Genomic DNA, 26560 nt, shown 5'->3' with positions numbered 1-26560 from the left:
AATGAGCAAGGGGGTCCGCCAGCTCGGAAAACAGGGGTACTTATCGGATCCTAGGGGGCCTATGGTGAGCGTAGATGGCCATTTGGAAATGGCTGTCATCGATTCCGGAGACCATTGCGGAATCGTCGTGATCTCGCGCCTGGAGGGCGTTCGCAGAGATTATCGGAAAATGTGAGGAGAGACGCCGATGACTGTCACGGGGGAGCAGTTGGAAGTCATCGAGATGAGGGACCCCTACACCCTCTACCGTCAATTGCGCCGGAAACGGCCGGTCGCCCGGGTGCGGCTGCCCATGGGGCTTCCATGCTGGCTGGTCACCCGGCACGACGATGTGCGCGCGGCCCTCAACCACCCCGGCCTGATCAAGGACGGGCGCCGGACGATCGCCGCCCTCATGGGCGGGAGGGGCAGCGTCGTGCCCGCCGTCCACCACTTGCTGAACCTCGACCCGCCCGACCACACCCGGCTGCGCACCCTGGTCGCCGGCGCCTTCACGGCGCGGGCCACCGCGCGGTGGGAGCCGGCGGTCGCCCGGGCCGTCGCCGTCGGCGTCGACGCGATGGCCGGCCGGGAGACGGCCGACCTGATGGCCGACTTCGCGCTGCCGGTGACTCGCGAAATCATCTGCGACGTGATCGGCATCGCCGCCGAGGACCGGGCGGCGTTCCTGGGCTGGGCCGAGAAGGCGATGCTGGGCAACTCCACCCAGGCCGTCGACGACTGCGCCGAGCTGTTGAAACGCTACCGCCGCGAGCTGCCGGCGGATCCCGCCGCCGCCCCGGTGGGACTCGTGCCGCACCTTCTGCGCACCGCCGGCGAGCCCGGCCGGATCACCGGCGCCGAGCTCGTCTCCATGGCCTTCCTGCTGCTCATCGCCGGCTGGGAGACGACGGCGGCGGCCATCGGCAACGGCGTTCTGACGCTGATCACGCACCCGGAGCAGCTGGCCGCGGTGCGGGCCGAGCCGTCCCGCCTCGACGGTGTGGTGGAGGAGCTGCTGCGCTTCGAGAGCCCGGTCAACCTGGCCACCATGCGGGTCAGCGCCACCGCGCTGCGGCTCGGTGAGGCCGACGTCCCGGCCGGTGAGCTCGTCATGCTCGCGCTCGGGGCCGCCAACCGCGACGGGGACCGCTTCGCCGCCGGAGACCGGCTCGACCTCGACGCCGACCCCACCGGGCATCTGGCGTTCGGCCACGGCATCCACCGGTGCCTGGGCGCGCCGCTCGGCCGGCTGATCGCCCGGCGGGCCATCGGCGAGCTGCTGCGGGTCTTCCCGGATCTGCGGCTGGACGTCGCCCCCGATCTGATCCGGTGGCAGCCGCTGCTGCTGCGGGGTCCCGCCGAGCTGCCGGTGCGCCCGGGGGACCCGCGAGCCTGAGCCGGGGCGGTCAGCCCTTGGCGCACAACCGTTCGATCTCGTCGGCGGCGCGTTCCGCGCCGCCGGCCCGGCGGATGTCCTGGCGAAGCCGGGCGGCCGCCGAGGCGTAGCCGGGCGACGAGGTCAGCTCGGTCACCGCCGCGACGAGTCGTTCGGCGGTGACCTCCTCCGGCGCGATCAGCGAACCCAGGCCGAGTTCCACCACCCGTTCCGCGTTCACCCTGTTCTCGCCCCACTGAGGCACGAGCACCATCGGCACGCCCATCGCCAGCGACTGCATGACGCTGCTCATGCCGCCCTGGCAGACCAGGGCCCGGGCGTGCGCCAGCACGTCGAGGTGCGGCACCCAGGGGTGCAGCTCGACGCCGGGCGGCACCGGCCCGAGCTCCTCCGGGGCGAACCGGTCGCCGATCGTCATGACCAGATGCAGTCCGGAGCCGGCGAAGGCGTCGACGCAGGTCCGGAAGAACTCGGGGCCGGCCTGGATCGTGGTGCCGAGCGAGATGAGCACCACGGGCGCGCCGGAGGCGGGCGGCTGCCACGTGGCGGCGGCCGGGTCGTGCTCCTGGCAGGGGCCGACGAAGGCGTACCGGTCGTCGAAGGTATCGCCGGCCAGCTGGAACTCCTTCGGCAGGAAGACCAGGTTGAGGGGCTCCACGGCGCCGAGCACCTCGGCCGGGGAGATGACGCCGTCGCCGCCGAGGGCACGCACCGAGTCGGTCAGGCGGGTGAAGAAGTCGACGCCGGCGGTGCTCTGCGGCTGGAAGAGCCGCTCGCTGCCCGCCGTACGGGCGAAGACGTTGCGGGTGAGCTGGGTGTGCGCGTTGGAAGCGAACAACGGCGACATCTGCACCGCCGGCACTCCCCACCGCCGCGAGGTCACCCGGCCCGCGGCCATCACCGTGAGGTCGTACGCGAGCAGGTCCGGCGGGTCGTCGTCGAGCACGGGGCGCAGCGCGGCCGCGATCGCCTCGGACTCGTCGAACGAGCGCATCACCACGTCGACCACCTGGGACGCGCCGTAGTCGAGGTGCATGCCGTGCTCGGCGTAGGGCGACTCGTACCGCACCACGTCGGCGCCGGCGGCGGCGAAGGTGCCGGCGAAGGCGCCCGCCGCGGCGTACGTGACCCGGTGTCCCCTTGCGACGAGCTCGCGGACGATGCTCACGGTCGGGATGACGTGACCGTGACTGGGAATGTTCATGACGGCGATGTGGCGGGACATGGTCCTCCTCGGTGACTCAGCTCTTGTCCAGGAATCGTTCGAGCTCGTCGGCGGCCCGCGCCGCGCCGCCGGCGGAGCGGACCTTCGCCCCCATCGCGGCGACCGCCCGGCGCATGGCGGCGTCTCCGGCCACCTCGGTCACGGTGTCGCGCAGCGCCGCCGCGGTCACCTCGCCCGGGTCCAGGCGCCGGCCCAGGCCGAGCTCCACCGCCCGCCGTACGTTGATCCGCGCCTCGCCGGCGTGCGGCACCATCACCATCGGCACGCCGGCCGCCAGCGACTCCATGATGCTGGTCATGCCGCCCTGAAAGAGGAAGACGCCGGCGTGCGCCAGCACGTCCGGATGGGCGATCCACGGATGCACCTCGACGTTGGGCGGCAACGGGCCGAGCTCGGCCCGGTCGAGCCGGCCCACGGTCATCACCACGTGCAGCGGCGCGTCCCGGAAGGCCTCGACGCAGGCCCGGAAGAAATCGGGATGCCGGTCGTACGTGGTACCGAGCGAGATCAGCACGATCGGGCCGGCCGGGTCGGCGGGTGGCGACCAGGCGCCCGTCTCCGCCGGTCGCACCCGATGGCACGGGCCGACGAAGGCGTACCGGTCGTCGAAGGTCTCGTGCCCGATCTGGAAGTCCTTGGGGAAGAAGGCGAGGTTCAGCGGCTCGATGCGGGCCAGCAGCTGCCAGGCCGGCACGTCGGCACCGCCCAGCGCCGTGACGCCGTCGCGGATCAGGCCCATGATGTCGCCGGCCGGTGCCGCGGCGTCGTAGCCGGCGGTGGTGCCCTCCGCCGCCTCGGCGAACAGCTGCACCGGGTTGACCTGGGCGTTCGAGGCGAAGATGGGGAACATCTGCACGGCCGGCAGGCCCCACCGGTGCGCCGCGACCCGGCCGGCGGCGTACTGCATGAGGTCGTAGACCAGGACGTCCGGCCGCCGGTGGTCCAGCGCCGGCACGAGCGCGCGCATGACCGCCGCGCCCTCGGCGAAGGCCCGCTCGGTGAGCCGGTGGAGCACGTCCGGGGTGTACGGGAGTTCGGGCGGGTTGGTGCCGGTGGGGGAGTCGTACGTGATCACCTCGGCCCCGGCCTCCCGGGGCAGGTGGGCCAGGTCCTCGGGCACCACGTAGGTGACCATGTGACCACGCTGGACCAGCTCGCGCACGACTCCCACGGTCGGGATGACGTGCCCGTGACTCGGGATGCTGAGGAAGGTGATGTGCCGTGACACGGCGGGCCTCTCGGATCGATGGTCAGAAGGTGTGACCGGCCAGGCCGCGCAGGCAGGCCACCAGGCTGCGTACCTGGACGTTGACGTAGTGGCTGTGCCGCATGAGCGCGCCGAGCTGGCGCAGGGTCACCCACCGGTAGTCGGGGTGGTCGATCACGGCGGCCGGGGTGCGGCTCTCCACCACCAGGTAGCGGTTGCGCGCGTGGTAGAGCCGGCCGCCCTCCTCGGAGTGGATGACGTCGAAGAGGATCTGCTCCTCCTCGGCCGCCAGCACCTCGTCGAGGAACAACGGCCGGGCCGCCCGCGGCAGCCGGTCGTAGGTGTCCGGTGTGCACTGCACGGTCGGGGCGACCTCCACGACGTCGAGGTAGCCGGGCTCGACCCGGGCCTGCACCAGGACGTGCAGCACGCCGTCGACGCGGCGTACGAGCAGCGCGTTCAGGCCGAGCCCGCGCGGCGCGAAGATGGGCTGGCTCCACCGGGCGACCTCCCGGCCGGTGGCCTCCACGTCGACACCGATGACGTCGAAGAAGAGCCCCTCGTCGTGCGAGATGCGCCCGTCGCGGTGACCCCAGCCGGCGACCTCGCTCAGCGTGATCGGCCGTACGAGCACCTCCCGGCGGCTGCGAACGGCGGTGAGCCAGCGCAGGATCTCGTCCAGGTCGTGCCGGGCCGGCCGCTCCCCGGTGATCGAGGCGACCAGCGCGCCGGTGCGCGCGTCGTGCGGATCGGCGCTGTCGTGCGGGCCGGGACCAGGCATCGGCAGGCAGCCCAGCACGGTCCGGGTGTCCATGTTGACCAGGTTGTCCACGGCCAGCAGCGATCCCAGCTCGCCGGCGGTGAGCCAGCGGAAGCCCTCCAGCACCTCCACCTCGCCGGTCACCTCGACGACCATGTTGCGGTTGCGCTTGCGGTAGAACCAGGTGCCGTGCTCGGACTGGCGAACGTCGGCGTGCACGATGTGCCGCTCGCTCTGCTGGAAGTACTCGAGGTAGGGGACCGCACGCCCGGCGTGCACCCGGGTGTAGTTGCTTCGGGTGGCCTGCACGGTCGGGGAGAGCTGGACGCCGTTGCAGTTGCCCGGCTCGACCTTGGCCTGGACGAGAAGATGCGGCACCCCGCCGAACCTCTTGACCAGCAGGCCCAGGATGCCGATGTCGGGCTGATCCATGATCGGCTGGCGCCAGTGCTCGAGCGGGCTGCCGGAGACATGCACGTCCAGCCCGGTCACCGTGAAGAAGCGGCCGCTGCGATGGCTGATGTCGCCGGTGCGCTGGTCGGTCTGCCACCGGTTCAGCGCCTCCAGCGGCGTGATGCCCACTGTCATCCGGTTGCGCTCGCCGTACTCCGACAGCCAGGCGGCGATGCCGGGAGTGAGCGGGCTGGGCGGGGCCGGGACCGCGATCGTCCGTGCCACGGGCATGAACCCTCCGATCAGAGGTTGGCGAGCACCGACCGGACGCTGTCGATGACCTTGTCCTGCTGGCCGGGGCGCAGCGACGGATACATCGGCAGGGAGAAGATCTCCTGGGCCAGGCGTTCGGTGACGGGCAGCGACCCGGGCCCCTGCCGCAGGTGGGCGAAGCCGGACATGGTGTGCACCGGCCAGGGGTAGCTGACGTTGAGCAGGATGTCGTGCGCCTTCAGCGCCTCGATGATGTCGTCGCGGCGCGGGTGCCGTACGACGTACAGGTAATAGACGTGGTCGTTGCCGGGCGCGATCTCCGGCAGCACCAGGCCGGTGCCGGCCAGGCCCTCCGCGTACCGCCGGGCCACCGCACGCCGGCCGGCCAGGTAGGAGTCGAAGCGCTTGAGCTTGCGGCGCAGGATCTCGGCGTGCACCTCGTCGAGCCGGCTGTTGTATCCCGGCGTGGAGACGACGTAGTAACGCTCCTCCATGCCGTAGTAACGCAACCGGCGGAGGTTGTCCGCGGTCGGGCCGTCGTCGGTGATCACCGCCCCGCCGTCGCCGTACGCCCCGAGCACCTTGGTCGGGTAGAACGAGAAGGCCGCCGCGTCGCCCATGGTGCCGGCGAGCTCGCCGTGGTGCCGGGCCCCGTGCGCCTGGGCGCAGTCCTCCAGGAGGGCCAGGCCGTGCCGCTCGGCCAGCTCGCGCAGCGGTGCCATGTCCACGCACTGGCCGTAGAGGTGCACCGGGAGCAGGCACCGGGTGCGATCGGTGATCGCGGCGGCGACCTGGGCCACGTCCATCAGGTAGGTGCCGGGATCCACGTCGACGAAGACCGGGGTGGCGCCCACCGCGTCGATCGCGACGACGGTCGGCGCGGCCGTGTTGGACACCGTGACGACCTCGCAGCCGGGGCCCACGCCGAGGGCGCGCAGCGCCAGCACGAGCGCGTTCGTGCCGTTGTCGACGCCGACGCAGTGCCGTACACCGTGCAGCGCGGCGTAGTCCGTCTCGAAGCCGCGCACGCTGTCGCCGAGCACGAGCTGTCCGGAGCGGAAGACGGTGTCGACCGCGTCGAGGATGTCGTCGCGCTCGCTCTCGTACTCGTCGCGGTAGTCCCACACGCGAGTCGTCATGTCAGGTCCTTCGAGGTCGTGGCCCGGAATGATCGCAGCCAACCGGACGTCTCCCGGTGCGAACAACCCCTAGACCTGGCACCACCCCCGGCCCGCGATGTAGGGGATCCGGTCGGCCGTCCACTGTGTTGCACTAACGCGGAACTCGGCCAACACGGGCTCGATCGGAGATGCCATGCAGATCGTGGGACGCGGCTTCCTCGCACATCACCTGGCGCCGCTGGCCGACTCGCATCCCCGGGTCGTGGCCGTCGCGGCCGGCGTCTCGACCACCGTGGTCGACCAGACGGCGGAGTTCGACCGCGAGGCCGCGCTCCTCTACGACGTGCTGCACCACTGCCGGGCGACCGGCTCGACGATCGTCTTCTTCTCCACCGCGTCGGCCGCGATGTACGGGGCCGACGCCTCGCCGGGCACGGAGAACGGACCGGTCTTCCCCACCTCGCCGTACGGCCGGCACAAGCTCGCCCTCGAGGGCGTCGTGCAGAACTCCGGCGTCGACTGGCTGGTGTTCCGGCTCAGCCACCTGGTCGGCGACGCGCAGCGCCCGCATCAGCTGCTGCCGTTGCTGGTCGCGGGAGTCCTCGCCGGCACGGTGTCGGTGCACCGGGGCGGTCACCGCGACCTCGTGGACGTGCGGCACATGGTGGTGGCGCTCGACCGGTTGCTGCGCGAGGGCGTGCGCAACCGCACCGTCAACATCGCCTCGGGGATACCGCAGCCCGTCGAGACCATCGTCGCCGGCATCGAGCGCCGTCTCGGGCGTACGGCCGAGCGGCGGGTCATCGACGTGCCGGTGACCCGGACCCTGGTCTCCACCGCCTTGCTGCGCTCGCTCGTGCCGGAGGCCGCGGAGTTCGGCTTCGGACCCGGCTACCTGGACGCGCTCCTGGACAACTACGTCGGTCCGCTCGCCGCCGTCGCGGCCGGCCACCACTGAGGCGATCTGGCCTCGGCCGGAGGGAAACGAGACATGATCGCTAGGGACGACGCACGGCGGGTCCGGGTCGGTGTGCTCGGGTGCGCCGACATCGCCTGGCGCCGCACGCTGCCGGCCATGCTCGCGGTCCCGGAGATCGAGCTGACCGCGATGGCGAGCCGCAGTGCCGCGAAGGCCGCCCGGTTCGCCGCGCGCTTCGGCGGCGAGCCGGTCGAGGGCTACGAACGCGTGCTCGCCGATCCCGGCGTCGACGCGGTCTACCTGCCGCTGCCGGTCCACCTGCACTCGGCCTGGACGGAGCGCGCCCTGCGGGCCGGCAAGCACGTCCTGGTCGAGAAGCCCCTCGCCGCCAGCGCCGCGGACGCCCGCAAGGTGCTCGCGCTGGCCCGCGACCGCGGTCTCGTGCTCTACGAGAACTTCATGTTCCTGCACCATTCGCAGCACGCCGCCGTACGCCGGCTGGTGAGCGAGGGCGCCATCGGCGAGCTGCGCAACTTCGACAGCGCCTTCACCATCCCGCCGCGGCCGCCGGGCGACATCCGCTACGAGCCCGGGCTCGGCGGGGGCGCGCTGCTCGACATCGGCCTTTATCCGATCCGGGCCGCGATGATGCTCATCGGCGAGCTGGACGTGGTCGGCGCCGTGCTCTGCCGCGACCCGGACCGCGGGGCCGTGCTGTCGGGCAGCGTGCTGGCCTGCGGCCCGGGCGGCGTGGCGGTCAGCGCCGTCTTCGGCATGGAGCACTCCTACCGCACCAGCTACGCCCTGTCCGGCAGCACCGGGCGGCTGAGCACCGAGCGGGTCTTCACCCCGCCCGACGGCCACCAGCCGGTGCTCCGGATCGAGCGGCAGGACCACCGCGAGGAGATCGTGCTGCCGGCCGACGCCCAGTTCGTCAACGTGCTGCGGCGCTTCGCCGCGGCGGTGCTGCACGGCGAGGACATCCGCGCCGCGCAGGACGAGGCCGTGATGCAGGCGGATGTCGTCGAGCAGATCACCGCCGTCGCCCGAACCGTCTACCGCAAGATCTCAGCGTGATTGGAGCGGCCGTGTCGCACATCGCCTTCCTCAGCATCCCCAGCCACGGGCACATCATCCCGACCCTCGACGTGGTGCGGGAGCTGGTGCGCCGCGGGCACCGGGTCACGTACGTCACCACGGAGGAGTTCGCCGGCACGGTCGCGGCGGCGGGGGCCGAGCCGGTCCGGTACGCCTCGACCGCCGCCCGCTACCAGGAGGCCTCGACCTACCAGCGGGAGGAGGTCATGGGCATCCTCATGATGTCGCTGGAGGAGGGCACCGGTGCGCTCGACGCCCTGGAGCCGGTGCTCCGCGCCGACCGGCCCGATCTGCTGGTCTACGACCTCACCCTCTACACCGCCGGCCGCGCGGCGAGCCGCAAGCACGGCATCCCGGCGGTGCAGACCTTCCCGATCTTCGCCTCCAACGAGCGGTTCAGCCTCGCCCACCGCGTCTTCCAGCGGGCGGGCGGCGCCGTCGGCGTGCTCAACGGCGGCGACTCCGGCGGTCTGGAGTTCCTCACCGCCCTCCGGGACTGGCTCGAGCGCTACCTCCCCGGCGGCGGGGCGTCCGCGTTCGAGGTGCTGACCACCGTCGAACCTCTCAACCTCGTCTTCCTGCCGCGCGAGTTCCAGATCGAGCAGCAGCTGTTCGACGAGCGGTTCCAGTTCGTCGGCCCGTGCCAGGACCTCGAACCGGGCGGGCAGTGGCAGCCGCCGGGCGACGGGCGGCCGGTCGTGCTCGCCTCGCTCGGCACCACGTACGGCAGCGCGAAGTTCTTCCGGATGTGCGCGGAAGCCTTCGCCGGCCTGCCGCTGCACATGGTGATGACGACGGGCGACAAGTTCGACGTGGCCGAGCTGGGCCCGCTGCCGTCGAACATCGAGGCCCGGCCGTGGGTGCCGCACCTGGATGTGCTCGCGCACGCCGGTGTCCTGGTCACCCAGGGCGGGATGAGCAGCACGATGCAGGCCCTCGCGCTGGGCGTGCCGCTGGTGGTGGTGCCGCACGGTGGGGAGAACGCGGTCAACGCCGACCGGCTGGCGGAACTGGGCTGCGGCACGCTGCTGCCCCCGGAGGAGCTGACCGCCGCCGCCCTGCGCCGGGCCGTGACCGAGACGCTCGCGGACGAGGGCATGCGCGAGGCGGCCGTCCGGATGAGCCGGCACGTGGCGGCCGCCGGTGGCGCGCCCCGGGCCGCCGAGGTGCTCGAGGCCCGGATCGCCGAGGCGGTCGCGGCCGGCCGGGCGGCGGCGTGAGCGCCCTGTTCGCGGTCAGCGACCTGCATGTCGGGTACGCCGAGAACCGCGCGGTGGCCGAGCGGCTGCGCCCGGCGTCGGACGGCGACTGGCTGATCGTCGCCGGTGACGTCGCCGAGATGTTCGCCGACGTCGAGGCCGTGCTGACCACCCTGAGCCGCCGTTTCGCCAAGGTGATCTGGGCACCCGGCAACCACGAGTTGTGGACGCCGAGGGAGGATCCGGTGCAGCTGCGGGGCGTGGCCCGGTACGAGCGCCTCGTCGAGATGTGCCGCGGCATCGGGGTGCTGACCCCGGAGGATCCGTACGCGATCTGGCGCGGCGGGCCTGAGCCGGTCGTGGTCGCGCCACTCTTCCTTCTGTACGACTACTCGTTCCGTACGCCCACCGCGCCCACCCGGGCACTGGCGCTGGAGCAGGCGTACGAGGCCGGTGTGGTCTGCACCGACGAGTTCCTGCTGCACCCCGACCCGTTCCCGAGCCGCCAGGAGTGGTGCCGCTCGCGGGTGGCCTGGACCGAGCGGCGCCTCGCCGCCCTCGACCCCGCGCTGCCGACCGTGCTGGTCAACCACTATCCGCTGGTGCGGGAGCCGACCCGGGTGCTGCGCTACCCCGAGTTCGCCCAGTGGTGCGGCACCGACCGCACGGCCGACTGGCACGTCCGCTTCCGCGCGGCCGTGGCGGTATACGGCCACCTGCACATCCCGCGCACCACCTGGTACGACGGGGTGCGGTTCGAGGAGGTCTCGCTCGGCTATCCGCGCGAGTGGCGGCACCGCGGCCCGGCGCCCCAGCCGATGCGCGACGTCCTGCCGGCCGGGGTCCGGGTGTGATCGCCGGCATCCTGCCTCGCGGCGTGGCCGTCGTGGAGGCTTACGACGACTCGGTGCCGGCCCCGCTGTTCCCCGCCGAGGAGGAGTTGGTCCGCGACGCGGTGGCGAAGAGGCGCAGCGAGTTCTCGACCGCGCGGCGCTGCGCCCGGGAGGCTCTGGCCGCGCTGGGCTACCCGCCCCGGCCGATCCTGACCGGTGAGCGAGGAGCGCCTGCCTGGCCGGCGGGGGTGGTCGGCAGCATCACGCACTGTGCCGGTTACCGCACGGCGGTGGTGGCCCCGGCCGCCGATTTCCGGGCGATCGGGGTGGACGCGGAGCCGAACGAGCCGCTGCCTGAGGGGGTGCTGGAGGCGATCGCCCTGCCCGGGGAGCTCGACGCGGTGGCCGCGCTGCGGGCGGCGCGACCGGGCACGCACTGGGACCGGCTGCTCTTCTGTGCCAAGGAGGCGGTCTACAAGGCGTGGTTCCCGCTGACCCTCCGCTGGCTGGGCTTCGAGGAGGCGGAGGTGCGGATGGACCCGTCGAGGGGCCGGTTCGAGGCGCTGTTGCGGGTCGGCGCCGAGTCGGGCGGGCGGCCGCTCACCGGCTTCAGCGGCCGGTTCGTGACGGCCGGTACGCTGATGGCAACCGCCATCGCCGTTCCCGCGCGGTCCTGACGCGCCCCGTCCCGCTTCATGAAGGTCTCACCTTGCCGTTGCCATCCGAGCCCACCGGCCCGCGTTCCGCCTCCCACGGCGACCGCCAGGACCCGGACGACCTCTACGAGCCGTACGTGCCCGTCGAGGATGACGACGACGGCAGGCCGCTGCCGAAGCTGCCCCCGCTGCCCGCGGACCCGCGCTGGAAGCTGGAGCACCTGCCGTTCCTGTCGGCGGTGTCGGTTGCCCTCCTGCTGTGCGCCGCGTCGGTGGGCTTCCTGACCGGCGGCGCGCCGGCGGCGCTCGGCGCCGCTCTCGGTGTGCTGATCGTGACGGTCAGCTACACCGTCTCGACCGTGGTGCTGGCCTGGTCCGACACGGTGCGGCCGGAGTTGATGATGCCTCTCGGCTTGTTGACATATGTCGTGAAATACGTCTTGTTCGGCGTTATTCTGGCGTTCGGAGTATCCGCTGAATGGCCGGGCCGCACCGCCGTCGCGCTGGGCATCGTCGCCGGAGTCGTGGTCTGGACCTCGGTCCAAGCCTGGTGGCTCACCCGCCGACGCGCCTGATGTGATCTGTCACATGCCCGTAACCCCTGTTCAGCAGGGAGTGCGGAATGTATCGAACCCGATCCGGTGACGCGCTTGCTCGCGTTGTGTTGGGTTCTTGTTCGGCTGGAGTACCGTGTTCTTCCAGTTGCGAGACCCCTGACGCCTGGACAACTGCGGTTGTGCGGGGGGTCCCGCTTAGCCTCGTGTTACCTGCTGATATCGTTCGGGCCGTCATGACCGGCCAAGAACCACCCCACAAAGACCCTCGCGACGACGACGGGAAGAGCCCGCTGCCGAACGCCGGCGCGGGCATGACGGCCCTGAGTTATCTGATCGCGGGCATTCTCGTTTGGGGCGGTATCGGCTGGCTTGTCGACTACTTCGTCGGAACCAAGGGCATCTTCGCCGGCATAGGCGCCGTCCTCGGTGTCGGCGGTGCGGTGTACCTCATTGCGCGCCAGGCGATGGCGCCTAACAGGAAAGGGCCAAGGTGATCGATCAGTCGACGGTCCTCGCGGCAGAGTTCCCGCCGAGTGTCGAGGACTTCTACCTGCCCAGCATCCTGCCGTGGGGTGCGGAGGACAACTACTGGTTCACCAAGATCACTCTGCTGGTCTGGGTCGCCGTCGCGGCCATCATCATCTTCTTCCTGGTGTCGTACCGGAAGCCGAAGCTGGTGCCGACCAAGAAGCAGTGGATCGCCGAGAGCATCTACGGCTTCGTGCGCAACAACATCGCCGTTGACATGATCGGCCCGCAGGGTGTGCGCTTCGCGCCGTACCTGACGACGCTGTTCCTGTTCATTCTGGTGAACAACTTCTGGGGGATCGTGCCGCTGGTGCAGATCCCGCCGATGTCGCACATCGCCTTCCCGGCCTTCCTCGCCGTGATCAGTTACGTGCTGTTCATCTGGGTGGGTGTCAAGCACCACGGCATCAAATACTTCAAGCTCGCCGTCGTGCCGACCGCGCCGGGATTCATCCTGCCGCTGCTGGTGCCCATCGAGATCTTCTCGAACTTCCTCGTGCGGCCGTTCGCTCTCGCCGTCCGTCTCTTCGCGAACATGTTCGCCGGGCACATCCTCCTGCTGGTGTTCACCCTGGCCGGCTTCGCGATGTTCAGCGCGAACCCCTGGCTGGCGCCCGTCTCGGTCCTGTCCTGGCTGCTCACCGTCGCGCTCACGTTCCTCGAGTTCGTCGTGATCTGCCTGCAGGCCTACGTCTTCACCGTGCTGACCGCGAGCTACCTGCAGGGCTCCCTGGCCGCCGACGAGCACTGAGTACCACCGATCGCCACATCCCGTTGTCGTCCCGCGTGACAGTCACGCGAGATACCAGGAGGAATCAGTAATGGACGTTTTTGCCGCCGTTGAGGGCAGCACCGCCGCCATCGGCTACGGCCTGGCCGCCATCGGCCCCGGCATCGGTATCGGCCTGGTCTTCTCGGCCTACATCCAGGCGACGGCGCGTCAGCCCGAGTCGTCCCGCCTGACCCTGCCGTTCGTCTGGATCGGCTTCGCCGTCATCGAGGCGCTCGCCCTGCTGGGTATCGCATTCGGCTTCGTCTGGGCCGGCTGATAGTCCTTTCCGCCTCGTTGGGAGGTCTCCATGCTCACCTACCTAGCCGCTGAGGCCGCGGAGACGGAACACAACCCGATCATTCCTGTTTGGCAGGAGATCGTGATCGGGTCGATCGCCTTCGCCATCCTCTGCTTCGTGCTGATGAAGTTCGTCTTCCCCCAGATGGAGAAGACCTTCAAGGCGCGAGTCGACGCCATCGAGGGTGGCATCAAGCGTGCCGAGGCCGCCCAGGCCGAGGCCAACCAGCTGCTCGAGCAGTACCGCGCGCAGCTCGCCGAGGCTCGCACCGAGGCCGCGCGCATCCGCGACGAGGCCCGGGCCGACGCCGAGGGCATTCGTCAGGACGTGCTGGCCAAGGCTCGCGAGGAGTCGGACCGCATCATCGCGGCCGGCAACGAGCAGCTGGCGGCTCAGCGCGAGAGCATCGTGCGCGAGCTCCGCTCCGAGGTGGGCACGCTCGCCGTCGACCTGGCCGGCAAGATCGTGGGCGAGGCTCTCGCCGACGAGGCGCGCAGCCGCGGCACGGTCGAGCGGTTCATCGACGAGCTCGGCGCGGCCGGCTCGGCGGGCGGGCGGCGCTGATGGCGTCGACCGTCAGCCAGCAGGCCTACGCCGAGGCGGCCGCCAAGCTCACCGGCAGCACCGGCACGGCCACGGCCGCGCAGGTTGCCACCGTCGCCGACGAGATCCTGTCGGTGGCCGGCATCCTGCGGGCCCAGCCCGCCCTGCGCCGGGCGCTGACCGACCCGTCGCGCTCCGGCGCGGACCGGGGCGAGCTGCTGCGCTCGCTGCTGTCCGGCAAGGTCTCGCAGGTCACCGTCGACGTTCTGGCCTCGCTCGTGTCCGGCCGGTTCTCCCGGCCGGCCGAACTGCTCGACGTCGTCGAGCGCCTCGGCGCCGAGGCCGTGCTGTCCGGCGCTCAGAAGGCCGACACCCTGGCCGAGGTCGAGGACGAGCTGTTCCGCTTCGGGCAGATCGTCTCGGGCAACCCCGAGCTGGCCATCACGCTCAGTGACCCCGGCGCTCCGACCGAGCGCCGGGTTAAGCTGGTGGAGGACTTGCTGAAGGGCAAGGCCCAGCCGGCCACGGTAAGGCTCGTCGAGGTGGCGCTCGAGGGCTTCGGGGGCCGTAGCTTCGAGGGATCGCTGACCAGGCTGGTCGAGCTGACCGCCGCGAAGCGCGATCGCGAGGTCGCGTACGTGACGGTCGCCAAGCCGCTCACCGACGCCGACGAGCAGGCGCTGGCTGCCAAGTTGTCCGACATCTACGGCCGGCCGGTCTCGCTGAAGGTCGACGTCGATCCTTCGATCATCGGCGGCGTCAGCGTCAAGGTCGGCTCCGACCTCTACGACGGCACGATCCTGCGGCGGCTCAACGCCGCGAAGCAGGCGTTCTCCAAGTAACTTTTCCCTCGGCCCGCGCGGTTTTCCGCGCGGGGCTGAGCAGGCCCCTCGGTGGCGGCGACGTCCCGAGCTAGACAGAGAAGGCAGAGGATGGCCGAGCTGACCATCTCCTCGGACGAGATCCGGGGGGCGCTAGAGCGCTACGTCTCGTCCTACACGCCCGAGGTCTCCCGCGAGGAGGTCGGCATCGTCTCCGATGCGGGCGACGGCATCGCGCACGTCGAGGGCCTGCCCTCGACGATGGCGAACGAACTGCTCGAGTTCGCCGACGGCACGCTGGGTGTCGCGCAGAACCTCGACGTCCGCGAGATCGGCGTCGTGATCCTGGGCGACTACACCGGCATCGAGGAGGGGCAGCAGGTCAAGCGGACCGGCCGCGTCCTCTCGGTCCCGGTCGGCGACGCCTTCCTCGGTCGCGTGGTCGACCCGCTGGGCCGGCCGATCGACGACCGCGGCGAGATCGTCAGCGAGGGCGAGCGCGAGCTCGAGCTCCAGGCGCCCAACGTCATGGCCCGGCAGCCGGTGAAGCAGCCGCTGCAGACCGGCATCAAGGCGATCGACGCCATGACGCCGATCGGCCGCGGCCAGCGCCAGCTGATCATCGGTGACCGCAAGACCGGCAAGACCACTGTCGCGATCGACACGATCATCAACCAGCGCGCGAACTGGGAGTCCGGCGACCCGGACAAGCAGGTCCGCTGCATCTACGTCGCGATCGGCCAGAAGGCCACCACCATCGCGTCGATCCGGGGCACCCTCGAGGAGCAGGGCGCGCTGGAGTACACGACGATCGTCGCGGCTCCGGCCTCCGACCCGGCCGGCTTCAAGTACATCGCCCCGTACACCGGCTCGGCCATCGGCCAGCACTGGATGTACAACGGCAAGCACGTCCTGATCGTCTTCGACGACCTGACCAAGCAGGCCGAGGCCTACCGCGCCGTGTCGCTGCTGCTGCGCCGCCCGCCGGGCCGCGAGGCGTACCCGGGCGACGTCTTCTACCTGCACTCCCGCCTGCTCGAGCGCTGCGCCAAGCTCTCGAACGAGCTGGGTGGCGGCTCGATGACCGGCCTGCCGATCATCGAGACCAAGGCCAACGACATCTCGGCCTACATCCCGACCAACGTCATCTCGATCACCGACGGCCAGATCTTCCTGGAGACCGACCTGTTCGCCTCGGGTGTCCGCCCGGCGATCAACGTCGGTACCTCGGTGTCCCGGGTGGGTGGCTCGGCGCAGGTCAAGGCGATGCGCTCGGTCTCCGGCCGCCTGCGTCTCGACCTGGCCCAGTTCCGTGAGCTGGAGGCCTTCTCGGCCTTCGCCTCCGACCTGGACAAGGCGTCGCGGGCCCAGCTCGAGAAGGGCGTCCGCCTGGTCGAGCTGCTCAAGCAGCCGCAGTACTCGCCGTACTCGGTGGTCGACGAGGTCATCGTGATCTGGGCCGGCACCACCGGCCAGCTCGACGACATCGACGTCAGCGACGTGCGCCGCTTCGAGCAGGACTTCCTCGGCTGGATCAAGCGGCACCGCAGCGACACCTACACCGCCATCGACTCGACCGGCCTGCTGTCGGACGACGACGTGGAGAACCTGAAGAGCGGCGTGACCGAGTTCAAGGAGCTCTTCAAGCGCGGCGAGACCGGTTCCGCGGTCAACGAGAACCCGGCCGAGCCGCTGGAAGAGGGCCGCCAGACGCGCGAGACGGTGACCCGCGAGGTCAGCCGTCCGGCCGAAGGCCAGTAGTCATGGCCGGTCAGGTACAGGCCCTCCGGCGGCGCATCCGCACCGTCCGGTCGACCAAGAAGATCGCGAAGGCGCAGGAGCTGGTGGCCACCAGCCGCATCGCCAAGGCGCAGGAGCGGGTCGCCGCCTCCAAGCCGTACGCGGAGGCGATCACCCAGGTCCTGACCGCCCTGGCGTCCAACGCGACGATCGACAACCCCCTGCTGGTCCCGCGTGAGCGGGTCCGGCGGGCGGGTGTCCTGCTCATCACCAGCGACCGCGGCCTGGCCGGCGCCTACAACGCCAACGCCATCCGTACCGCCGAGCAGCTGATCTCCCGCCTCAAGGCGGACGGCAAGGACGCGGTGCTGTACGTCGTCGGCCGCAAGGGCGTCGGCTACTACCGGTTCCGCAACCGGCCGATCGAGACCAGCTGGACGGGCTTCTCCGAGCGGCCGTCGTTCTCCGACGCCAAGGCCATCGGTGACGCCCTGCTGGAGGCGTTCGTCGCCGGCGCGGACGACTCCGACGCCACGTACGGCCCGGACGGCATCCAGGGCGTCGACGAGCTGCACATCGTCAGCACGCAGTTCAAGTCGCTGATGACGCAGTCCGCCGAGGCGCACTTCCTGGCCCCGATGCAGGTCGAGGAGCGCGAGGTCGAGCCCGGGCTGCGCCCGGCCTACGAGTTCGAGCCGGACGCCGACGAGCTGCTCGACGCGCTGCTGCCGAAGTACCTCAACACGCGGATCTACGCGGCGTTGCTGTCCTCGGCGGCCAGCGAGTCGGCTTCGCGCCGGCGGGCGATGAAGAGCGCGTCGGACAACGCGGACGACCTGCTCAAGCGGTACACGCGCGAGATGAACTCCGCGCGGCAGGCCGCGATCACCCAGGAAATCAGTGAGATCGTTGGCGGCGTCGAGGCGCTGTCCTCGGCAGGAAGTGATACGTGATGACTGCTGTAGCTGAGCCCACCAAGGCGGAGACCGGTGTCGGCCGCGTCGTCCGGGTCATCGGCCCGGTCGTCGACGCCGAGTTCCCCCGTGACGCCATGCCCGACATCTTCAACGCGCTGCACGTGCAGGTGACCCTCTCCGAGGGCACCAAGACGCTGACGCTCGAGGTCGCCCAGCACCTGGGTGACAACATCGTCCGCGCCATCTCGATGCAGCCGACCGACGGCCTGATCCGCGGCGCCGAGGTCAAGGACACCGGCGCGCCGATCTCGGTGCCCGTCGGTGACGTGACCAAGGGCCACGTGTTCAACGCCCTCGGCGAGGTGCTCAACGCCGACCCGGCGACCCTGGACATCCAGGAGCGCTGGTCGATCCACCGCAAGCCCCCGGCGTTCGCGGACCTCGAGCCGAAGACCGAGATGCTGGAGACCGGCATCAAGGTGCTCGACCTGCTCGCGCCGTACGTGCGTGGTGGCAAGATCGGCCTGTTCGGCGGCGCCGGCGTGGGCAAGACGGTGCTCATCCAGGAGATGATCATCCGCGTTGCCCGTAACTTCGGTGGTACGTCGGTGTTCGCCGGCGTGGGTGAGCGCACCCGCGAGGGCAACGACCTCATCCTGGAGATGGAGGAGGGTGGCGTTCTCGACAAGACCGCCCTCGTCTTCGGCCAGATGGACGAGCCGCCGGGCACCCGTCTGCGGGTGGCGCTGAGCGCGCTGACCATGGCGGAGTACTTCCGGGACGTCCAGAACCAGGAGGTGCTGCTCTTCATCGACAACATCTTCCGGTTCACCCAGGCCGGTTCCGAGGTGTCGACGCTGCTCGGCCGTATGCCGTCCGCCGTGGGTTACCAGCCCACGCTGGCCGACGAGATGGGCGAGCTTCAGGAGCGGATCACGTCGGTCCGGGGCAAGGCGATCACCTCGCTGCAGGCGATCTACGTGCCCGCCGACGACTACACCGACCCGGCGCCGGCCACCACGTTCGCCCACCTGGACGCGACCACGAACCTCGAGCGGTCGATCTCCGACAAGGGCATCTACCCGGCCGTGGACCCGCTGGCCTCCAGCTCGCGGATCCTGGCGCCCGAGTTCGTCGGCGCCGAGCACTACGCGGTCGCCCGCGAGGTGCAGCGCATCCTGCAGAAGTACAAGGACCTGCAGGACATCATCGCCATTCTCGGTATGGACGAGCTCTCCGAGGAGGACAAGGTCACGGTGCAGCGGGCTCGCCGCATCGAGCGCTTCCTCTCGCAGAACACGTACGCGGCCGAGCAGTTCACCGGCGTTCCCGGCTCGACGGTCCCGCTCAAGGAGACCATCGAGGCGTTCAAGAAGATCAGCGAGGGTGAGTACGACAACTACCCCGAGCAGGCCTTCTTCATGTGCGGTGGTCTCGAGGACCTCGAGAAGAACGCGCACGAGCTGATGAAGGGCTGAGCTGGCTCAGCGACTGTGGAGCCGCGCCGACCTTATGGTGGGCGCGGCTTCGCCGTACCTAGGGAAGCTTTTGTCTGATTTGCGGCTTCTGCGAGTCTCAGATCTGCTGGCTCTTTCTGGGTACTCTTGTCGTTCGTCAGGCGGCCGAGATCGACAACCGTTGGGGGAGACCTGTGGCCAGAAAAAGGCGCGCGCCCTTGTGGGCGCGGCTCTGCGCGATCTTCGGCTGCGTCCTCATGGTGGTCAGCGGTGGTGCCATCGTCACGCAGCAGGTGCTGGTGGCCCGGTACGCCGGGGCCGTGGAGACCCAGGACCTGTTCGGTGAGCCGGCCGTCGGCGCCACGAAAAAGCCCGTCTCCGACATCAAGGGCCCGCTGAACATTCTTCTGGTCGGCGTCGACCCGCGTACCGAGACGCAGACCCCGCTCTCCGACTCGATCATCGTGGCCCACATCCCCCGAGGCCTGGACCAGGCTTATCTCTTCTCGGTCCCGCGCGACCTGATCGTCGACATCCCGCCGTTCGCCAAGACCGGTTTCAAGGGCGGCCGATCCAAGATCAACGCCGCCATGGGGTACGGCAGCTCGGTCGGCAACGGCAAGCACGACGTCGTCCAGGGCTTCGACCTGCTCGCCAAGACGGTCGGCCGGCTCACCGGCATCAAGGAGTTCGACGCCGGCGTCATCCTGAACTTCAACGGCTTCAAGGCGATCGTCGAGGCCATGGGCGGCGTCACCATGACGATCGACCAGAACGTGAAGTCGGAGCACCTCCAGCCGAACGGCCAGACCCGTCCGCGCTACGACCGCTGCGCCGACAACAGCTGCGCCCACCCGTACTACGGCCCCCAGGCCGAATACAAGGTCGGTACCCGCCACCTGCAGGGCTGGCAGGCCCTCGACTACGTGCGGCAGCGCTACGGCCTGCCCCGCGGCGACTACGACCGCCAGCGCCACCAGCAGCAGTTCATCAAGGCCCTGGCCAAGCAGGCGCTCAGCAAGAACGTGGTGACCAGCCCGACCAAGCTCGACGCGGTGCTCAAGGCGGCCGGCAAGGCGCTGATCTTCGACGGCAACGGCCACAACGTGGTCGACTGGGCCTTCGCGCTGAAGAGCCTGCGCTCCGACGACATCACCCTGATCAAGCTGCCGGGCGACTCGGTCATCGTGAACGGCGACTATCGGGGCGAGGCGCTGGAGGACAGCGCCGAGGACTTCTTCAAGGCCGTACGCGACGATCAGGTGCAGAACTTCATCTTCCGCAACCCTGAGTACATCAACAGCAACGTCTGACCTGCTGCGGTCCCGGCAAAGCGGGCCGTCTAGACTTCACCCAATCGGATTCATACACAGGAGGACAGCGTGGCCAACCAGCTGCCCGTCAAGGTCGTAGCCGTCGAGCAAAGCGTCTGGTCCGGTGAGGCCGAGATGCTCGTCGCGCGGACCACCGAGGGTGAGATCGGCGTCCTGCCGGGTCACTCCCCGCTGCTGGGCCTGCTGAAGGAGCCCTCGCAGGTGCGGGTCAAGCTCGCCGGCGGCGAGCAGTTGACGTATGACGTCACCGGCGGTTTCCTCTCGATCGACGCCGACGGCGTCACCGTTCTCGCCGAGAGCGCGACCCCCGCCACCCCCGAGACTCACTGACGATCGGCGATGGAGATTCTGGAAGTCGTCGGAATCTGCCTCATCGCTGCGCTCGTCTGTCTCTTAGCGATCTTCTTCCGCCGCCGGCTGCTCATGGTCGGCGGCGGAACCATTCGCCTCCAGATCCACCTCAGCACCATGGTGCCGGGCCGCGGCTGGTCCACGGCGATCGGCCAGTTCGCCGGCGGTGAGCTGCGCATCCACCGGATGTTCAGCTTCGCCTTCCGCCCCAAGCGCGTGCTCGACCGCGGCACCCTCACGATCGAGGAGCGCCGACGCCCTCAGGGCCCCGAGCGCCTCACCATCCCCGGCCACTGGGTGGTGCTCAAGCTGGCCACGGCCACCGACGAGATCGAGATCGCGATGGCCGAGTCCACGGTGACCGGCTTCCTCTCCTGGCTCGAGGCGGCCCCGCCCGGTCCGCCCGGCAGCGTCGCCCGCCCGGTGATCCGCCCCCGCACGATCGAGCAGTAGGCGGCCGCGCCTTTCCAGGTGGCTCTCGCCGCGTACAGCCGCGGGCTTTAGCGTCGAACCATGCGGATTCGAATCATCGATGCCTTCACCGAGCAGCCGTTCGCCGGGAACCCGGCCGGCGTGGTGGTGCTGGACGGCCCCACGTTCCCCGACGCCGCGTGGATGCAGGCGGTCGCGGCCGAGGTTAACCTGTCCGAGACGGCCTTCCTGCACCCCGTTCCGGCCTCGTCCGGAGCTGACTACGCGCTGCGGTGGTTCACTCCGGCGGTCGAGGTGGCGCTCTGCGGGCACGCCACGCTGGCCACGGCCCACGCGCTGCAGAGCACCGGCCTGGTGCGCTTCGCCACCCGCAGCGGCATCTTGACGGCCGAGACGGACGAGAAGGGCTGGATCACACTCGACTTCCCGACGGCCCCGCTGAGCCCGATCCAGGCCGACCCGAGCGTGCTGGACGCGCTGGGGGTGACTCCGCTGTCGGTGCACCACACCGGCCCGAACACGGACGACCTGCTGATCGAAGTGCTCGAGGAGTCGGCGGTGCGCGAGCTGACACCGGACCTGACGGCGCTGGCCACTGTCGAGAACCGGGGCGTGGTGGTGACGGCCCGCGCCGACGACCCGAACGGCGGCTACGACTTCGTCTCCCGCTTCTTCGGCGCGGCCGCGGGCGTGGCGGAGGACCCGGTGACCGGAAGCGCTCACACGGCCCTGGCCCCGTTCTGGTCCGCCCGTCTGGGCGGCCGCACGGAGCTCACCGGCTACCAGGCGTCCCCGCGGGGCGGCTACGTGCGGGTCGCCCTCCGCGGCGACCGCACGCTGCTGACCGGCAAGGCGGTAACCGTCATCGACGGCACCCTGCACGCCTGACCCCGGGCTGGTGGAGGCCCTCGTAGACGCGGTCGCGCAGGGCGTTGGCACGGCGGCGGGGGAGGGTGGCGTGCAGGTCGCGGAGGATGACGCGGACCAGGACGTTCACCTCGCCTGGGCGCATGGCCAGGCGGTCGCGGGAGGCGGGCGGGAGGTCGTCCGGTGGGGTCGCCGAGAGGACGCTGACCTCCTCGACCAGGGTGGCGTCGGTGCCGAGGATGTCGCGTACCCGGTCGCCGATCTCCTCGGCGGTCACCCCCTCCGGCAGGGCGACCGAGACGTCGCGGTGGGCGGCGGGCTGGGCCGAGACCGGGCGGTACGGGGTCAGGTCGAGCATCTGTGCCGCCACCCGAGGGTCGTTCGAGCGCAGCAGCCGGATGTCGCCGATGCCCTTGCGCAGCATGAGAAGGCGGTCCAGTCCGAGCCCGAGGGCCAGCCCGGCTCCGGCGACACGCGGTGCGGCGATTCCACACTCGCCGATCTCGACCCAGTCGCCGGCCGCCCGGGCTTCGATCTCCAGGCCATTGGTGGTGTACGGGTGGTCTGCCGGACTTGTTCGCCAAGGGACTCCGGGGAGTGCGGCGGCGAGCGTGGTCTCGACGAGTTCGAGCAGACCGCTGGGCTGCGGGGCGGCCGTGGTGACCCGCCACAGGTCCAGCTGATGTGGTGTGCCGGTGTGCAGGCGGTCGATGCAGTCGCGGCGATAGACGATGCCGGGGCAGGCGATGAGGGTGTCGGGGGCTCGGAGGCGGCGCAGGGCGCCCGGAATCAGGGCCGATGTCTGAGAGCGCAGCATCCGCCGTTCGCCGACATAACGGGTGTAGCGGGCGTCCCGGGTGATCGCCGCTGGGCTGTACCCGAGATGGTCGTAGTTGTCGGCCACGTCGACTATCCGGTCGCCGCGATGGACCAGGAGGTCGGCTGCCGGCCAGCGGGTGGTGACGGCGTCGAGGATGGCGGCCAGGATCTCCTGGATCGCGTGCGGGCCCTGCGCCGGGTCGGTCAGGTCGCGGACGGCGAGGTCGTCGGTGAGCGACATGGGATTCTCCGCTTCGGGAAGATGCGGGAAGCCCACGAAAATGGCCGCCCGCGAGGGGCGGCCAGGAACGCGCAGATCAGCCGGCCGCCGGGGGCCGGCTGAAGGCGGTCGCGCGTGAGGTCATGTCTTCATGGTGACATGGAGGGGAAGCGAATTACGGCGGCCCCGGCTGGAGCTCGACCTCGTAGCCCCACGAATCCGCGAGGTAGGCGGCGTACGACGACGGGCCGCCCGCGTGCGGGTGCTTGCCGGGGAAAAGCAGCGTCCACCCGTGTGCCGGGGCCTCGGCCGTCAGCCGGTCCACCTCGGGCTCGCCGCTCACCGTGAAGGCCAGGTGGTTCAGGCCGGGAGCCAGACGGTCGTGCACCGAGCCCGACATCGCCGGCGACTGTTCCAGCACCAGGTAGACGTCGCCGTGGCGCCAGGAGCGGCCGCCCGGCCAGTCCTGGTACTGCTTCCAGCCCAGCGCGTCCAGCAGCCAGCCCCAGGGGCGCAGCGCACCGGCCAGGTCGGGCACCCACAGCTCCACGTGGTGCAGCACGGCTACTGCGCCGTACCGCCGCCGGGCACCCACTTCACGTCGCCGCCGGGGTTGGCCACGCGGGAGAGGATGAACAGCAGGTCCGAGAGGCGGTTGAGATATTTGGCCGGCAGCTGACTCGTACGGGAAGGGTCGGCCTGAAGAAGGGCCCAGGACGAGCGTTCCGCGCGCCGGGCCACCGTGCGGGCCACGTGCAGCAGGGCCGCGCCGGGGGTGCCGCCCGGGAGGATGAAGCTGTCCAGCGCCGGCAGCCGCTCCAGGAACTCGTCACACCAGCCCTCGAGCCGTGTCACGTACTCCTCGGTGATCCGCAGCGGCGGGTAGGGCGGGTCCTCCGACAGCGGGTTGCAGAGGTCGGCGCCGACGTCGAAGAGATCGTTCTGTACGACCTTGAGCACGGCGCGGACGTCGTCGGGCAGGTCACCCATCGCCAGGGCGACGCCCAGGGCGGCGTTGCACTCGTCGGCGTCGGCGTACGCCGCGATGCGCGGATCGGTCTTGTCGGCGATCTCGTTGTTGCCCAGGCGGGTCTGCCCGCCGTCGCCTGTGCGGGTGTAGATGCGGGTGAGGTGAACGGCCATGCCCCCACCCTACGGAGCACCGGTTCGTCGGCGACTCATACCATGGCCCGCGTGGATGTGATCAGGGTGAAGGGCGGTACCGCGCTGACCGGTGAGGTCGGCGTGGGTGGCGCGAAGAACTCGGCTCTCAAGCTGATGGCGGTCGCTCTGCTCGCGCAGGGCCGCAGCGTGGTCGAGAACGTTCCGCGCATCACCGACATCGCCATCATGGCCGAGGTGCTGCGGCGACTGGGCTGCCAGGTCACCTTGGACGGGGGCGAGGCGACCATCGACGTGCCGGCCGAGCCGGGCAGCGAGGCCGATTACGACCTGGTGCGCCGGCTGCGGGCGTCGATCTGCGTGCTCGGGCCGCTGCTGGCCCGTCGCGGGTACGTGCGGGTGGCCCTGCCGGGCGGTGACATGATCGGCTCACGGGGGCTCGACATGCACGTCTCCGGCCTGGCCCGGATGGGTGCGGAGATCTCCGGCGAGCACGGCTTCGTGATCGCCTCGGCGCCGCACGGCCTGCGCGGCAGCAAGATCTGGCTCGACTTCCCGAGCGTCGGCGCCACCGAGAACCTGCTGATGGCGGCCGTCCTGGCCAAGGGCACCACCGAGATCGACAACGCGGCCCGCGAGCCGGAGATCGTCGACATCTGCGAGATGCTCACCGACATGGGCGCCCGGATCGACGGCGCCGGCTCGTCGACGCTGACCATCGAGGGCGTCGACGAGTTGCACCCGGTGCTGCACACCACCGTGGGCGACCGGATCGTGGGCGGCACCTGGGCGTTCGCCGCCGCGATGACCCGTGGCGACGTGACCGTGCGAGGAGTGCGGCCGGAGTTCCTCGACATCGCCCTCGACAAGTTGGTCACGGCCGGCGCGACGGTCGAGCCGGGAGACAACTTCTTCCGGGTACGCATGGACGAGCGCCCCAAGGCGGTCGACATCGTCACCCTGCCCTACCCGGGCTTCGCGACGGACCTGCTGCCGATGGCGATCGGCCTGGCCTCGGTGGCCGAGGGCTCCTCACTGATCACCGAGAACATTTTCGACGGCCGCTTCATGTTCGTGAACGAGATGGTCCGGCTGGGCGCCGACATCCGTACCGACGGGCACCACGCCGTGGTCAACGGCCGGCCGCGCCTGTCCGGGGCGCCGGTGCGCGCGACCGACATCCGGGCCGGCGCCGGCCTGGTCATCGCCGGTCTCTGCGCCGACGGGGTCACCGAGGTGGGCGAGGTGCACCACATCGACCGCGGCTACCCCGACTTCGTGGCCGACCTGGCCGGGCTGGGGGCCGAGGTGGAGCGGGCCGACGTGCCCGAGCCGACCTTCGACTTCCAGTGAGGGCGGTCTAGAGCGCCGGCGAGTCGCCGACCAGGCGGCGGGCCTCTTCGACCTGTTCGGGAAAGACGAGCACGGCCGTACGCCCGTCGCGGGCGACCGCCTGGGTGGCGCGGATCCCGGCGTCGCCGAGGAGTCGCCGGATCTCGTCGGCGACCTCGGCGTCGATCGTGACGGCGGCCGGGCAGAGCAGGCCGTAGTCGTCCGGGTCGCCGAAGATGGCGAGACCGTCGGCGCACGGGTCACCCGCAGGTTCGCGGGTGTGTGTCCATTGCAGGCCCATGCGCCAGAAAACCGCACCGAGGAAGCCGACCAGACCGACGGCGATCAGTGGCCCGAGGAGGTACCAGCCGTTACCTGTGGCCATGCGCATAGTCTCGCACCGCTACGCCGGCTTTTAAGAGGATTTGACCCGATAGAAAGACAGTCCCTCCGCCTGAGTTTCCGTTAAGTAACAAGGCTAGGGTGAGGCCGACGACACTCTTACCAGAGGAGAGGCACATGGCGGGTCGACTCGCGGTCATCGGCTCCGGACTGATGGGTTCCGGCATCGCGCAGGTCTCGGCGCAGGCGGGCTGGCAGGTCACCATGCGGGACGTCGACGACGCCTCGCTGCACCGGGGCATGACGGCGATCCGGGATTCGCTGGGCCGGTTCACGGCCAAGGGCAAGATCTCCGACGAGGACGCCGAGGCGGCCATCAGCCGCATCACGACCACCACCGATCTGGACGCGGTGGCCGACGCCGACATCGTGGTCGAGGCGATCTACGAGAAGGTCGAGGCCAAGCACGAGGTCTTCCGCTCGCTCGACAAGATCTGCAAGGCCGGCGCGGTGCTCGGCACCAACACCTCGGCCATCCCGATCACCCAGATCGCCACGGTCACCGAGCGGCCCGAGTCGGTCGTCGGCATCCACTTCTTCTCGCCGGTGCCGATGATGAAGCTGGTCGAGCTCGTCCGCGGCTACCAGACCTCCGACGACACGCTGGCCACGGCCCGGTCGTACGCCGAAGAGGTCGGCAAGACCTGTGTCGAGGTCAAGCGCGACGTCGCCGGCTTCGTGTCCAACCGGCTCTTCTCGGCCCTGCTGGTCGAGGCGATCAAGCTGGTCGAGACGGGTGTGGTGAGCGCGGCCGACCTCGACACGGTGATGAAGCTGGGCTTCGGCCACTCGATGGGGCCGCTGGCCACCGTCGACCTGACCGGGCTCGACGTCATGCTCAACGCGGCCGGCAACATCTACCGCGACACCGCCGACGAGAAATTCTTCCCGCCGGAGTTGCTCCAGCGCATGGTCCAGGCCGGTGACCTGGGCCGGAAGTCGGGCAAGGGTTTCTACACGTACTGATCGCGTTCGGGGCCGCTCAC

At 70.3% G+C, this 26560-nt stretch carries 29 protein-coding genes; 21 read left to right on the top strand and 8 right to left on the bottom strand.

Annotation, left to right across the window (positions count from 1 at the left end; translation table 11 throughout):
- Window positions 1–187 precede the first annotated feature (187 nt).
- A complete protein-coding gene (locus AB0C26_RS06745) occupies window positions 188–1378 on the top strand; it encodes a cytochrome P450 (protein ID WP_360242582.1) in 1191 nt (396 codons plus the stop codon).
- A gap of 10 nt (window positions 1379–1388) precedes the next feature.
- Here the strand turns inward: AB0C26_RS06745 and AB0C26_RS06740 are convergent, their stop codons facing one another.
- Genes AB0C26_RS06740 through AB0C26_RS06725 form a run of 4 tightly spaced genes read right to left on the bottom strand, consistent with a single transcriptional unit; the run spans window position 1389 to window position 6375 of the window.
- Window positions 1389–2603: a macrolide family glycosyltransferase gene (locus tag AB0C26_RS06740; protein ID WP_360242579.1), complete on the bottom strand. Its 1215-nt coding sequence runs from the start codon at window positions 2601–2603 to the stop codon at window positions 1389–1391.
- Window positions 2604–2619: 16 nt separating this feature from the next.
- Complete coding sequence (locus AB0C26_RS06735) at window positions 2620–3831, bottom strand: macrolide family glycosyltransferase (RefSeq protein WP_360242576.1); 1212 nt, start codon at window positions 3829–3831, stop codon at window positions 2620–2622.
- A gap of 22 nt (window positions 3832–3853) precedes the next feature.
- Window positions 3854–5254 carry an NDP-hexose 2,3-dehydratase family protein gene (locus tag AB0C26_RS06730; RefSeq protein WP_360242573.1) on the bottom strand — a complete coding sequence of 467 codons (1401 nt, stop codon included), beginning with the start codon at window positions 5252–5254 and terminating at the stop codon, window positions 3854–3856.
- An 11-nt stretch (window positions 5255–5265) separates the two neighbouring features.
- Window positions 5266–6375: a DegT/DnrJ/EryC1/StrS family aminotransferase gene (locus AB0C26_RS06725; protein ID WP_360242570.1), complete on the bottom strand. Its 1110-nt coding sequence runs from the start codon at window positions 6373–6375 to the stop codon at window positions 5266–5268.
- A 175-nt stretch (window positions 6376–6550) separates the two neighbouring features.
- On the opposite strand from AB0C26_RS06725, the gene AB0C26_RS06720 reads away from it, so the two are divergent.
- The 18 genes from AB0C26_RS06720 to AB0C26_RS06635 all read left to right on the top strand — a co-directional run bounded on the left by AB0C26_RS06720 (window position 6551) and on the right by AB0C26_RS06635 (window position 21700).
- On the top strand, window positions 6551–7315 hold the full coding sequence (locus AB0C26_RS06720; protein WP_360242567.1) for an NAD-dependent epimerase/dehydratase family protein: 765 nt from the start codon (window positions 6551–6553) through the stop codon (window positions 7313–7315).
- A 33-nt stretch (window positions 7316–7348) separates the two neighbouring features.
- Window positions 7349–8353, top strand: a complete 1005-nt coding sequence (locus tag AB0C26_RS06715) for a Gfo/Idh/MocA family oxidoreductase (protein ID WP_360242564.1) — start codon at window positions 7349–7351, stop codon at window positions 8351–8353.
- Complete coding sequence (locus AB0C26_RS06710; protein WP_360242561.1) at window positions 8350–9594, top strand: macrolide family glycosyltransferase; 1245 nt, start codon at window positions 8350–8352, stop codon at window positions 9592–9594. Before AB0C26_RS06715 ends, AB0C26_RS06710 begins: the two co-directional genes overlap by 4 nt.
- Window positions 9591–10427: a metallophosphoesterase gene (locus tag AB0C26_RS06705; protein WP_360242558.1), complete on the top strand. Its 837-nt coding sequence runs from the start codon at window positions 9591–9593 to the stop codon at window positions 10425–10427. The genes AB0C26_RS06710 and AB0C26_RS06705 overlap by 4 nt, the downstream gene beginning before the upstream one ends.
- Complete coding sequence (locus AB0C26_RS06700; RefSeq protein ID WP_360242555.1) at window positions 10424–11083, top strand: 4'-phosphopantetheinyl transferase superfamily protein; 660 nt, start codon at window positions 10424–10426, stop codon at window positions 11081–11083. The genes AB0C26_RS06705 and AB0C26_RS06700 overlap by 4 nt, the downstream gene beginning before the upstream one ends.
- A gap of 116 nt (window positions 11084–11199) precedes the next feature.
- Window positions 11200–11637, top strand: coding sequence for a hypothetical protein (locus tag AB0C26_RS06695; RefSeq protein WP_360243600.1), 438 nt, complete (start codon window positions 11200–11202; stop codon window positions 11635–11637).
- A 215-nt stretch (window positions 11638–11852) separates the two neighbouring features.
- Window positions 11853–12113, top strand: a complete 261-nt coding sequence (locus AB0C26_RS06690; RefSeq protein ID WP_360242552.1) for a hypothetical protein — start codon at window positions 11853–11855, stop codon at window positions 12111–12113.
- On the top strand, window positions 12110–12898 hold the full coding sequence (atpB, locus tag AB0C26_RS06685) for a F0F1 ATP synthase subunit A (RefSeq protein WP_360242549.1): 789 nt from the start codon (window positions 12110–12112) through the stop codon (window positions 12896–12898). The genes AB0C26_RS06690 and atpB overlap by 4 nt, the downstream gene beginning before the upstream one ends.
- Before the next feature lie 70 nt (window positions 12899–12968).
- On the top strand, window positions 12969–13196 hold the full coding sequence (locus AB0C26_RS06680; protein ID WP_360242546.1) for an ATP synthase F0 subunit C: 228 nt from the start codon (window positions 12969–12971) through the stop codon (window positions 13194–13196).
- 30 nt (window positions 13197–13226) lie between these two features.
- A complete protein-coding gene (locus AB0C26_RS06675) occupies window positions 13227–13781 on the top strand; it encodes a F0F1 ATP synthase subunit B (protein ID WP_360242543.1) in 555 nt (184 codons plus the stop codon).
- Entirely contained in the window at window positions 13781–14602 is an 822-nt protein-coding gene (locus AB0C26_RS06670; RefSeq protein ID WP_360242540.1) for a F0F1 ATP synthase subunit delta, read from the top strand. The genes AB0C26_RS06675 and AB0C26_RS06670 overlap by 1 nt, the downstream gene beginning before the upstream one ends.
- Before the next feature lie 90 nt (window positions 14603–14692).
- Window positions 14693–16342, top strand: coding sequence for a F0F1 ATP synthase subunit alpha (gene atpA / locus AB0C26_RS06665; protein WP_360242537.1), 1650 nt, complete (start codon window positions 14693–14695; stop codon window positions 16340–16342).
- Window positions 16343–16344: 2 nt separating this feature from the next.
- The gene (locus AB0C26_RS06660; RefSeq protein ID WP_360242534.1) at window positions 16345–17274 is read left to right on the top strand and encodes a F0F1 ATP synthase subunit gamma; all 930 of its coding nucleotides are present in this window, start codon (window positions 16345–16347) and stop codon (window positions 17272–17274) included.
- Window positions 17274–18716, top strand: coding sequence for a F0F1 ATP synthase subunit beta (gene atpD / locus AB0C26_RS06655; protein WP_360242531.1), 1443 nt, complete (start codon window positions 17274–17276; stop codon window positions 18714–18716). Before AB0C26_RS06660 ends, atpD begins: the two co-directional genes overlap by 1 nt.
- A 236-nt stretch (window positions 18717–18952) precedes the next feature.
- Complete coding sequence (locus tag AB0C26_RS06650) at window positions 18953–20008, top strand: LCP family protein (RefSeq protein WP_360243598.1); 1056 nt, start codon at window positions 18953–18955, stop codon at window positions 20006–20008.
- A 69-nt stretch (window positions 20009–20077) separates the two neighbouring features.
- Window positions 20078–20359 carry a F0F1 ATP synthase subunit epsilon gene (locus AB0C26_RS06645; protein ID WP_360242528.1) on the top strand — a complete coding sequence of 94 codons (282 nt, stop codon included), beginning with the start codon at window positions 20078–20080 and terminating at the stop codon, window positions 20357–20359.
- A 9-nt stretch (window positions 20360–20368) separates the two neighbouring features.
- Window positions 20369–20833 carry a DUF2550 domain-containing protein gene (locus AB0C26_RS06640; protein WP_360242525.1) on the top strand — a complete coding sequence of 155 codons (465 nt, stop codon included), beginning with the start codon at window positions 20369–20371 and terminating at the stop codon, window positions 20831–20833.
- Window positions 20834–20893: 60 nt separating this feature from the next.
- The gene (locus tag AB0C26_RS06635) at window positions 20894–21700 is read left to right on the top strand and encodes a PhzF family phenazine biosynthesis protein (RefSeq protein WP_360242522.1); all 807 of its coding nucleotides are present in this window, start codon (window positions 20894–20896) and stop codon (window positions 21698–21700) included.
- On the opposite strand, the gene AB0C26_RS06630 is transcribed toward AB0C26_RS06635, so the two are convergent.
- The 3 genes from AB0C26_RS06630 to AB0C26_RS06620 form a co-directional block, all read right to left on the bottom strand.
- Complete coding sequence (locus AB0C26_RS06630) at window positions 21675–22739, bottom strand: hypothetical protein (RefSeq protein WP_360242519.1); 1065 nt, start codon at window positions 22737–22739, stop codon at window positions 21675–21677. The genes AB0C26_RS06635 and AB0C26_RS06630 overlap by 26 nt on opposite strands.
- Before the next feature lie 154 nt (window positions 22740–22893).
- Complete coding sequence (locus AB0C26_RS06625) at window positions 22894–23280, bottom strand: VOC family protein (RefSeq protein WP_360242516.1); 387 nt, start codon at window positions 23278–23280, stop codon at window positions 22894–22896.
- Between the two features lie 2 nt (window positions 23281–23282).
- Window positions 23283–23861, bottom strand: a complete 579-nt coding sequence (locus tag AB0C26_RS06620; protein ID WP_360242513.1) for a cob(I)yrinic acid a,c-diamide adenosyltransferase — start codon at window positions 23859–23861, stop codon at window positions 23283–23285.
- A 42-nt stretch (window positions 23862–23903) separates the two neighbouring features.
- Between AB0C26_RS06620 and murA the strand changes: the two genes are divergently transcribed.
- The gene (gene murA / locus AB0C26_RS06615) at window positions 23904–25193 is read left to right on the top strand and encodes a UDP-N-acetylglucosamine 1-carboxyvinyltransferase (RefSeq protein ID WP_360242510.1); all 1290 of its coding nucleotides are present in this window, start codon (window positions 23904–23906) and stop codon (window positions 25191–25193) included.
- Window positions 25194–25200: 7 nt separating this feature from the next.
- Here murA and AB0C26_RS06610 read toward each other — a convergent pair whose 3' ends face one another.
- Complete coding sequence (locus AB0C26_RS06610) at window positions 25201–25557, bottom strand: hypothetical protein (RefSeq protein WP_360242507.1); 357 nt, start codon at window positions 25555–25557, stop codon at window positions 25201–25203.
- A gap of 134 nt (window positions 25558–25691) precedes the next feature.
- Here AB0C26_RS06610 and AB0C26_RS06605 point away from each other — a divergent pair, with 134 nt between their 5' ends.
- Complete coding sequence (locus tag AB0C26_RS06605; protein ID WP_360242504.1) at window positions 25692–26540, top strand: 3-hydroxyacyl-CoA dehydrogenase family protein; 849 nt, start codon at window positions 25692–25694, stop codon at window positions 26538–26540.
- The last annotated feature ends 20 nt before the right edge of the window (window positions 26541–26560 follow it).

This window comes from Actinoplanes sp. NPDC048796, assembly GCF_040650035.1.
Taxonomy (GTDB): domain Bacteria; phylum Actinomycetota; class Actinomycetes; order Mycobacteriales; family Micromonosporaceae; genus Actinoplanes.
This window is presented reverse-complemented; position numbering and strand designations above follow the sequence as displayed.

What these genes read in the sequence shown, in the direction of transcription:
- AB0C26_RS06745 (WP_360242582.1), top strand. Translation starts at nt 188, where the DNA reads ATGACTGTCACGGGGGAGCAGTTGGAAGTCATCGAGATGAGGGACCCC.
- AB0C26_RS06740 (WP_360242579.1), bottom strand. Translation starts at nt 2,603, where the DNA reads ATGTCCCGCCACATCGCCGTCATGAACATTCCCAGTCACGGTCACGTC.
- AB0C26_RS06730 (WP_360242573.1), bottom strand. Translation starts at nt 5,254, where the DNA reads ATGCCCGTGGCACGGACGATCGCGGTCCCGGCCCCGCCCAGCCCGCTC.
- AB0C26_RS06725 (WP_360242570.1), bottom strand. Translation starts at nt 6,375, where the DNA reads ATGACGACTCGCGTGTGGGACTACCGCGACGAGTACGAGAGCGAGCGC.
- AB0C26_RS06720 (WP_360242567.1), top strand. Translation starts at nt 6,551, where the DNA reads ATGCAGATCGTGGGACGCGGCTTCCTCGCACATCACCTGGCGCCGCTG.
- AB0C26_RS06715 (WP_360242564.1), top strand. Translation starts at nt 7,349, where the DNA reads ATGATCGCTAGGGACGACGCACGGCGGGTCCGGGTCGGTGTGCTCGGG.
- AB0C26_RS06690 (WP_360242552.1), top strand. Translation starts at nt 11,853, where the DNA reads ATGACCGGCCAAGAACCACCCCACAAAGACCCTCGCGACGACGACGGG.
- AB0C26_RS06680 (WP_360242546.1), top strand. Translation starts at nt 12,969, where the DNA reads ATGGACGTTTTTGCCGCCGTTGAGGGCAGCACCGCCGCCATCGGCTAC.
- AB0C26_RS06675 (WP_360242543.1), top strand. Translation starts at nt 13,227, where the DNA reads ATGCTCACCTACCTAGCCGCTGAGGCCGCGGAGACGGAACACAACCCG.
- AB0C26_RS06670 (WP_360242540.1), top strand. Translation starts at nt 13,781, where the DNA reads ATGGCGTCGACCGTCAGCCAGCAGGCCTACGCCGAGGCGGCCGCCAAG.
- atpA (WP_360242537.1), top strand. Translation starts at nt 14,693, where the DNA reads ATGGCCGAGCTGACCATCTCCTCGGACGAGATCCGGGGGGCGCTAGAG.
- AB0C26_RS06660 (WP_360242534.1), top strand. Translation starts at nt 16,345, where the DNA reads ATGGCCGGTCAGGTACAGGCCCTCCGGCGGCGCATCCGCACCGTCCGG.
- atpD (WP_360242531.1), top strand. Translation starts at nt 17,274, where the DNA reads ATGACTGCTGTAGCTGAGCCCACCAAGGCGGAGACCGGTGTCGGCCGC.
- AB0C26_RS06650 (WP_360243598.1), top strand. Translation starts at nt 18,953, where the DNA reads ATGGTGGTCAGCGGTGGTGCCATCGTCACGCAGCAGGTGCTGGTGGCC.
- AB0C26_RS06640 (WP_360242525.1), top strand. Translation starts at nt 20,369, where the DNA reads ATGGAGATTCTGGAAGTCGTCGGAATCTGCCTCATCGCTGCGCTCGTC.
- AB0C26_RS06635 (WP_360242522.1), top strand. Translation starts at nt 20,894, where the DNA reads ATGCGGATTCGAATCATCGATGCCTTCACCGAGCAGCCGTTCGCCGGG.
- AB0C26_RS06630 (WP_360242519.1), bottom strand. Translation starts at nt 22,739, where the DNA reads ATGTCGCTCACCGACGACCTCGCCGTCCGCGACCTGACCGACCCGGCG.
- AB0C26_RS06620 (WP_360242513.1), bottom strand. Translation starts at nt 23,861, where the DNA reads ATGGCCGTTCACCTCACCCGCATCTACACCCGCACAGGCGACGGCGGG.
- murA (WP_360242510.1), top strand. Translation starts at nt 23,904, where the DNA reads ATGGCCCGCGTGGATGTGATCAGGGTGAAGGGCGGTACCGCGCTGACC.
- AB0C26_RS06610 (WP_360242507.1), bottom strand. Translation starts at nt 25,557, where the DNA reads ATGGCCACAGGTAACGGCTGGTACCTCCTCGGGCCACTGATCGCCGTC.
- AB0C26_RS06605 (WP_360242504.1), top strand. Translation starts at nt 25,692, where the DNA reads ATGGCGGGTCGACTCGCGGTCATCGGCTCCGGACTGATGGGTTCCGGC.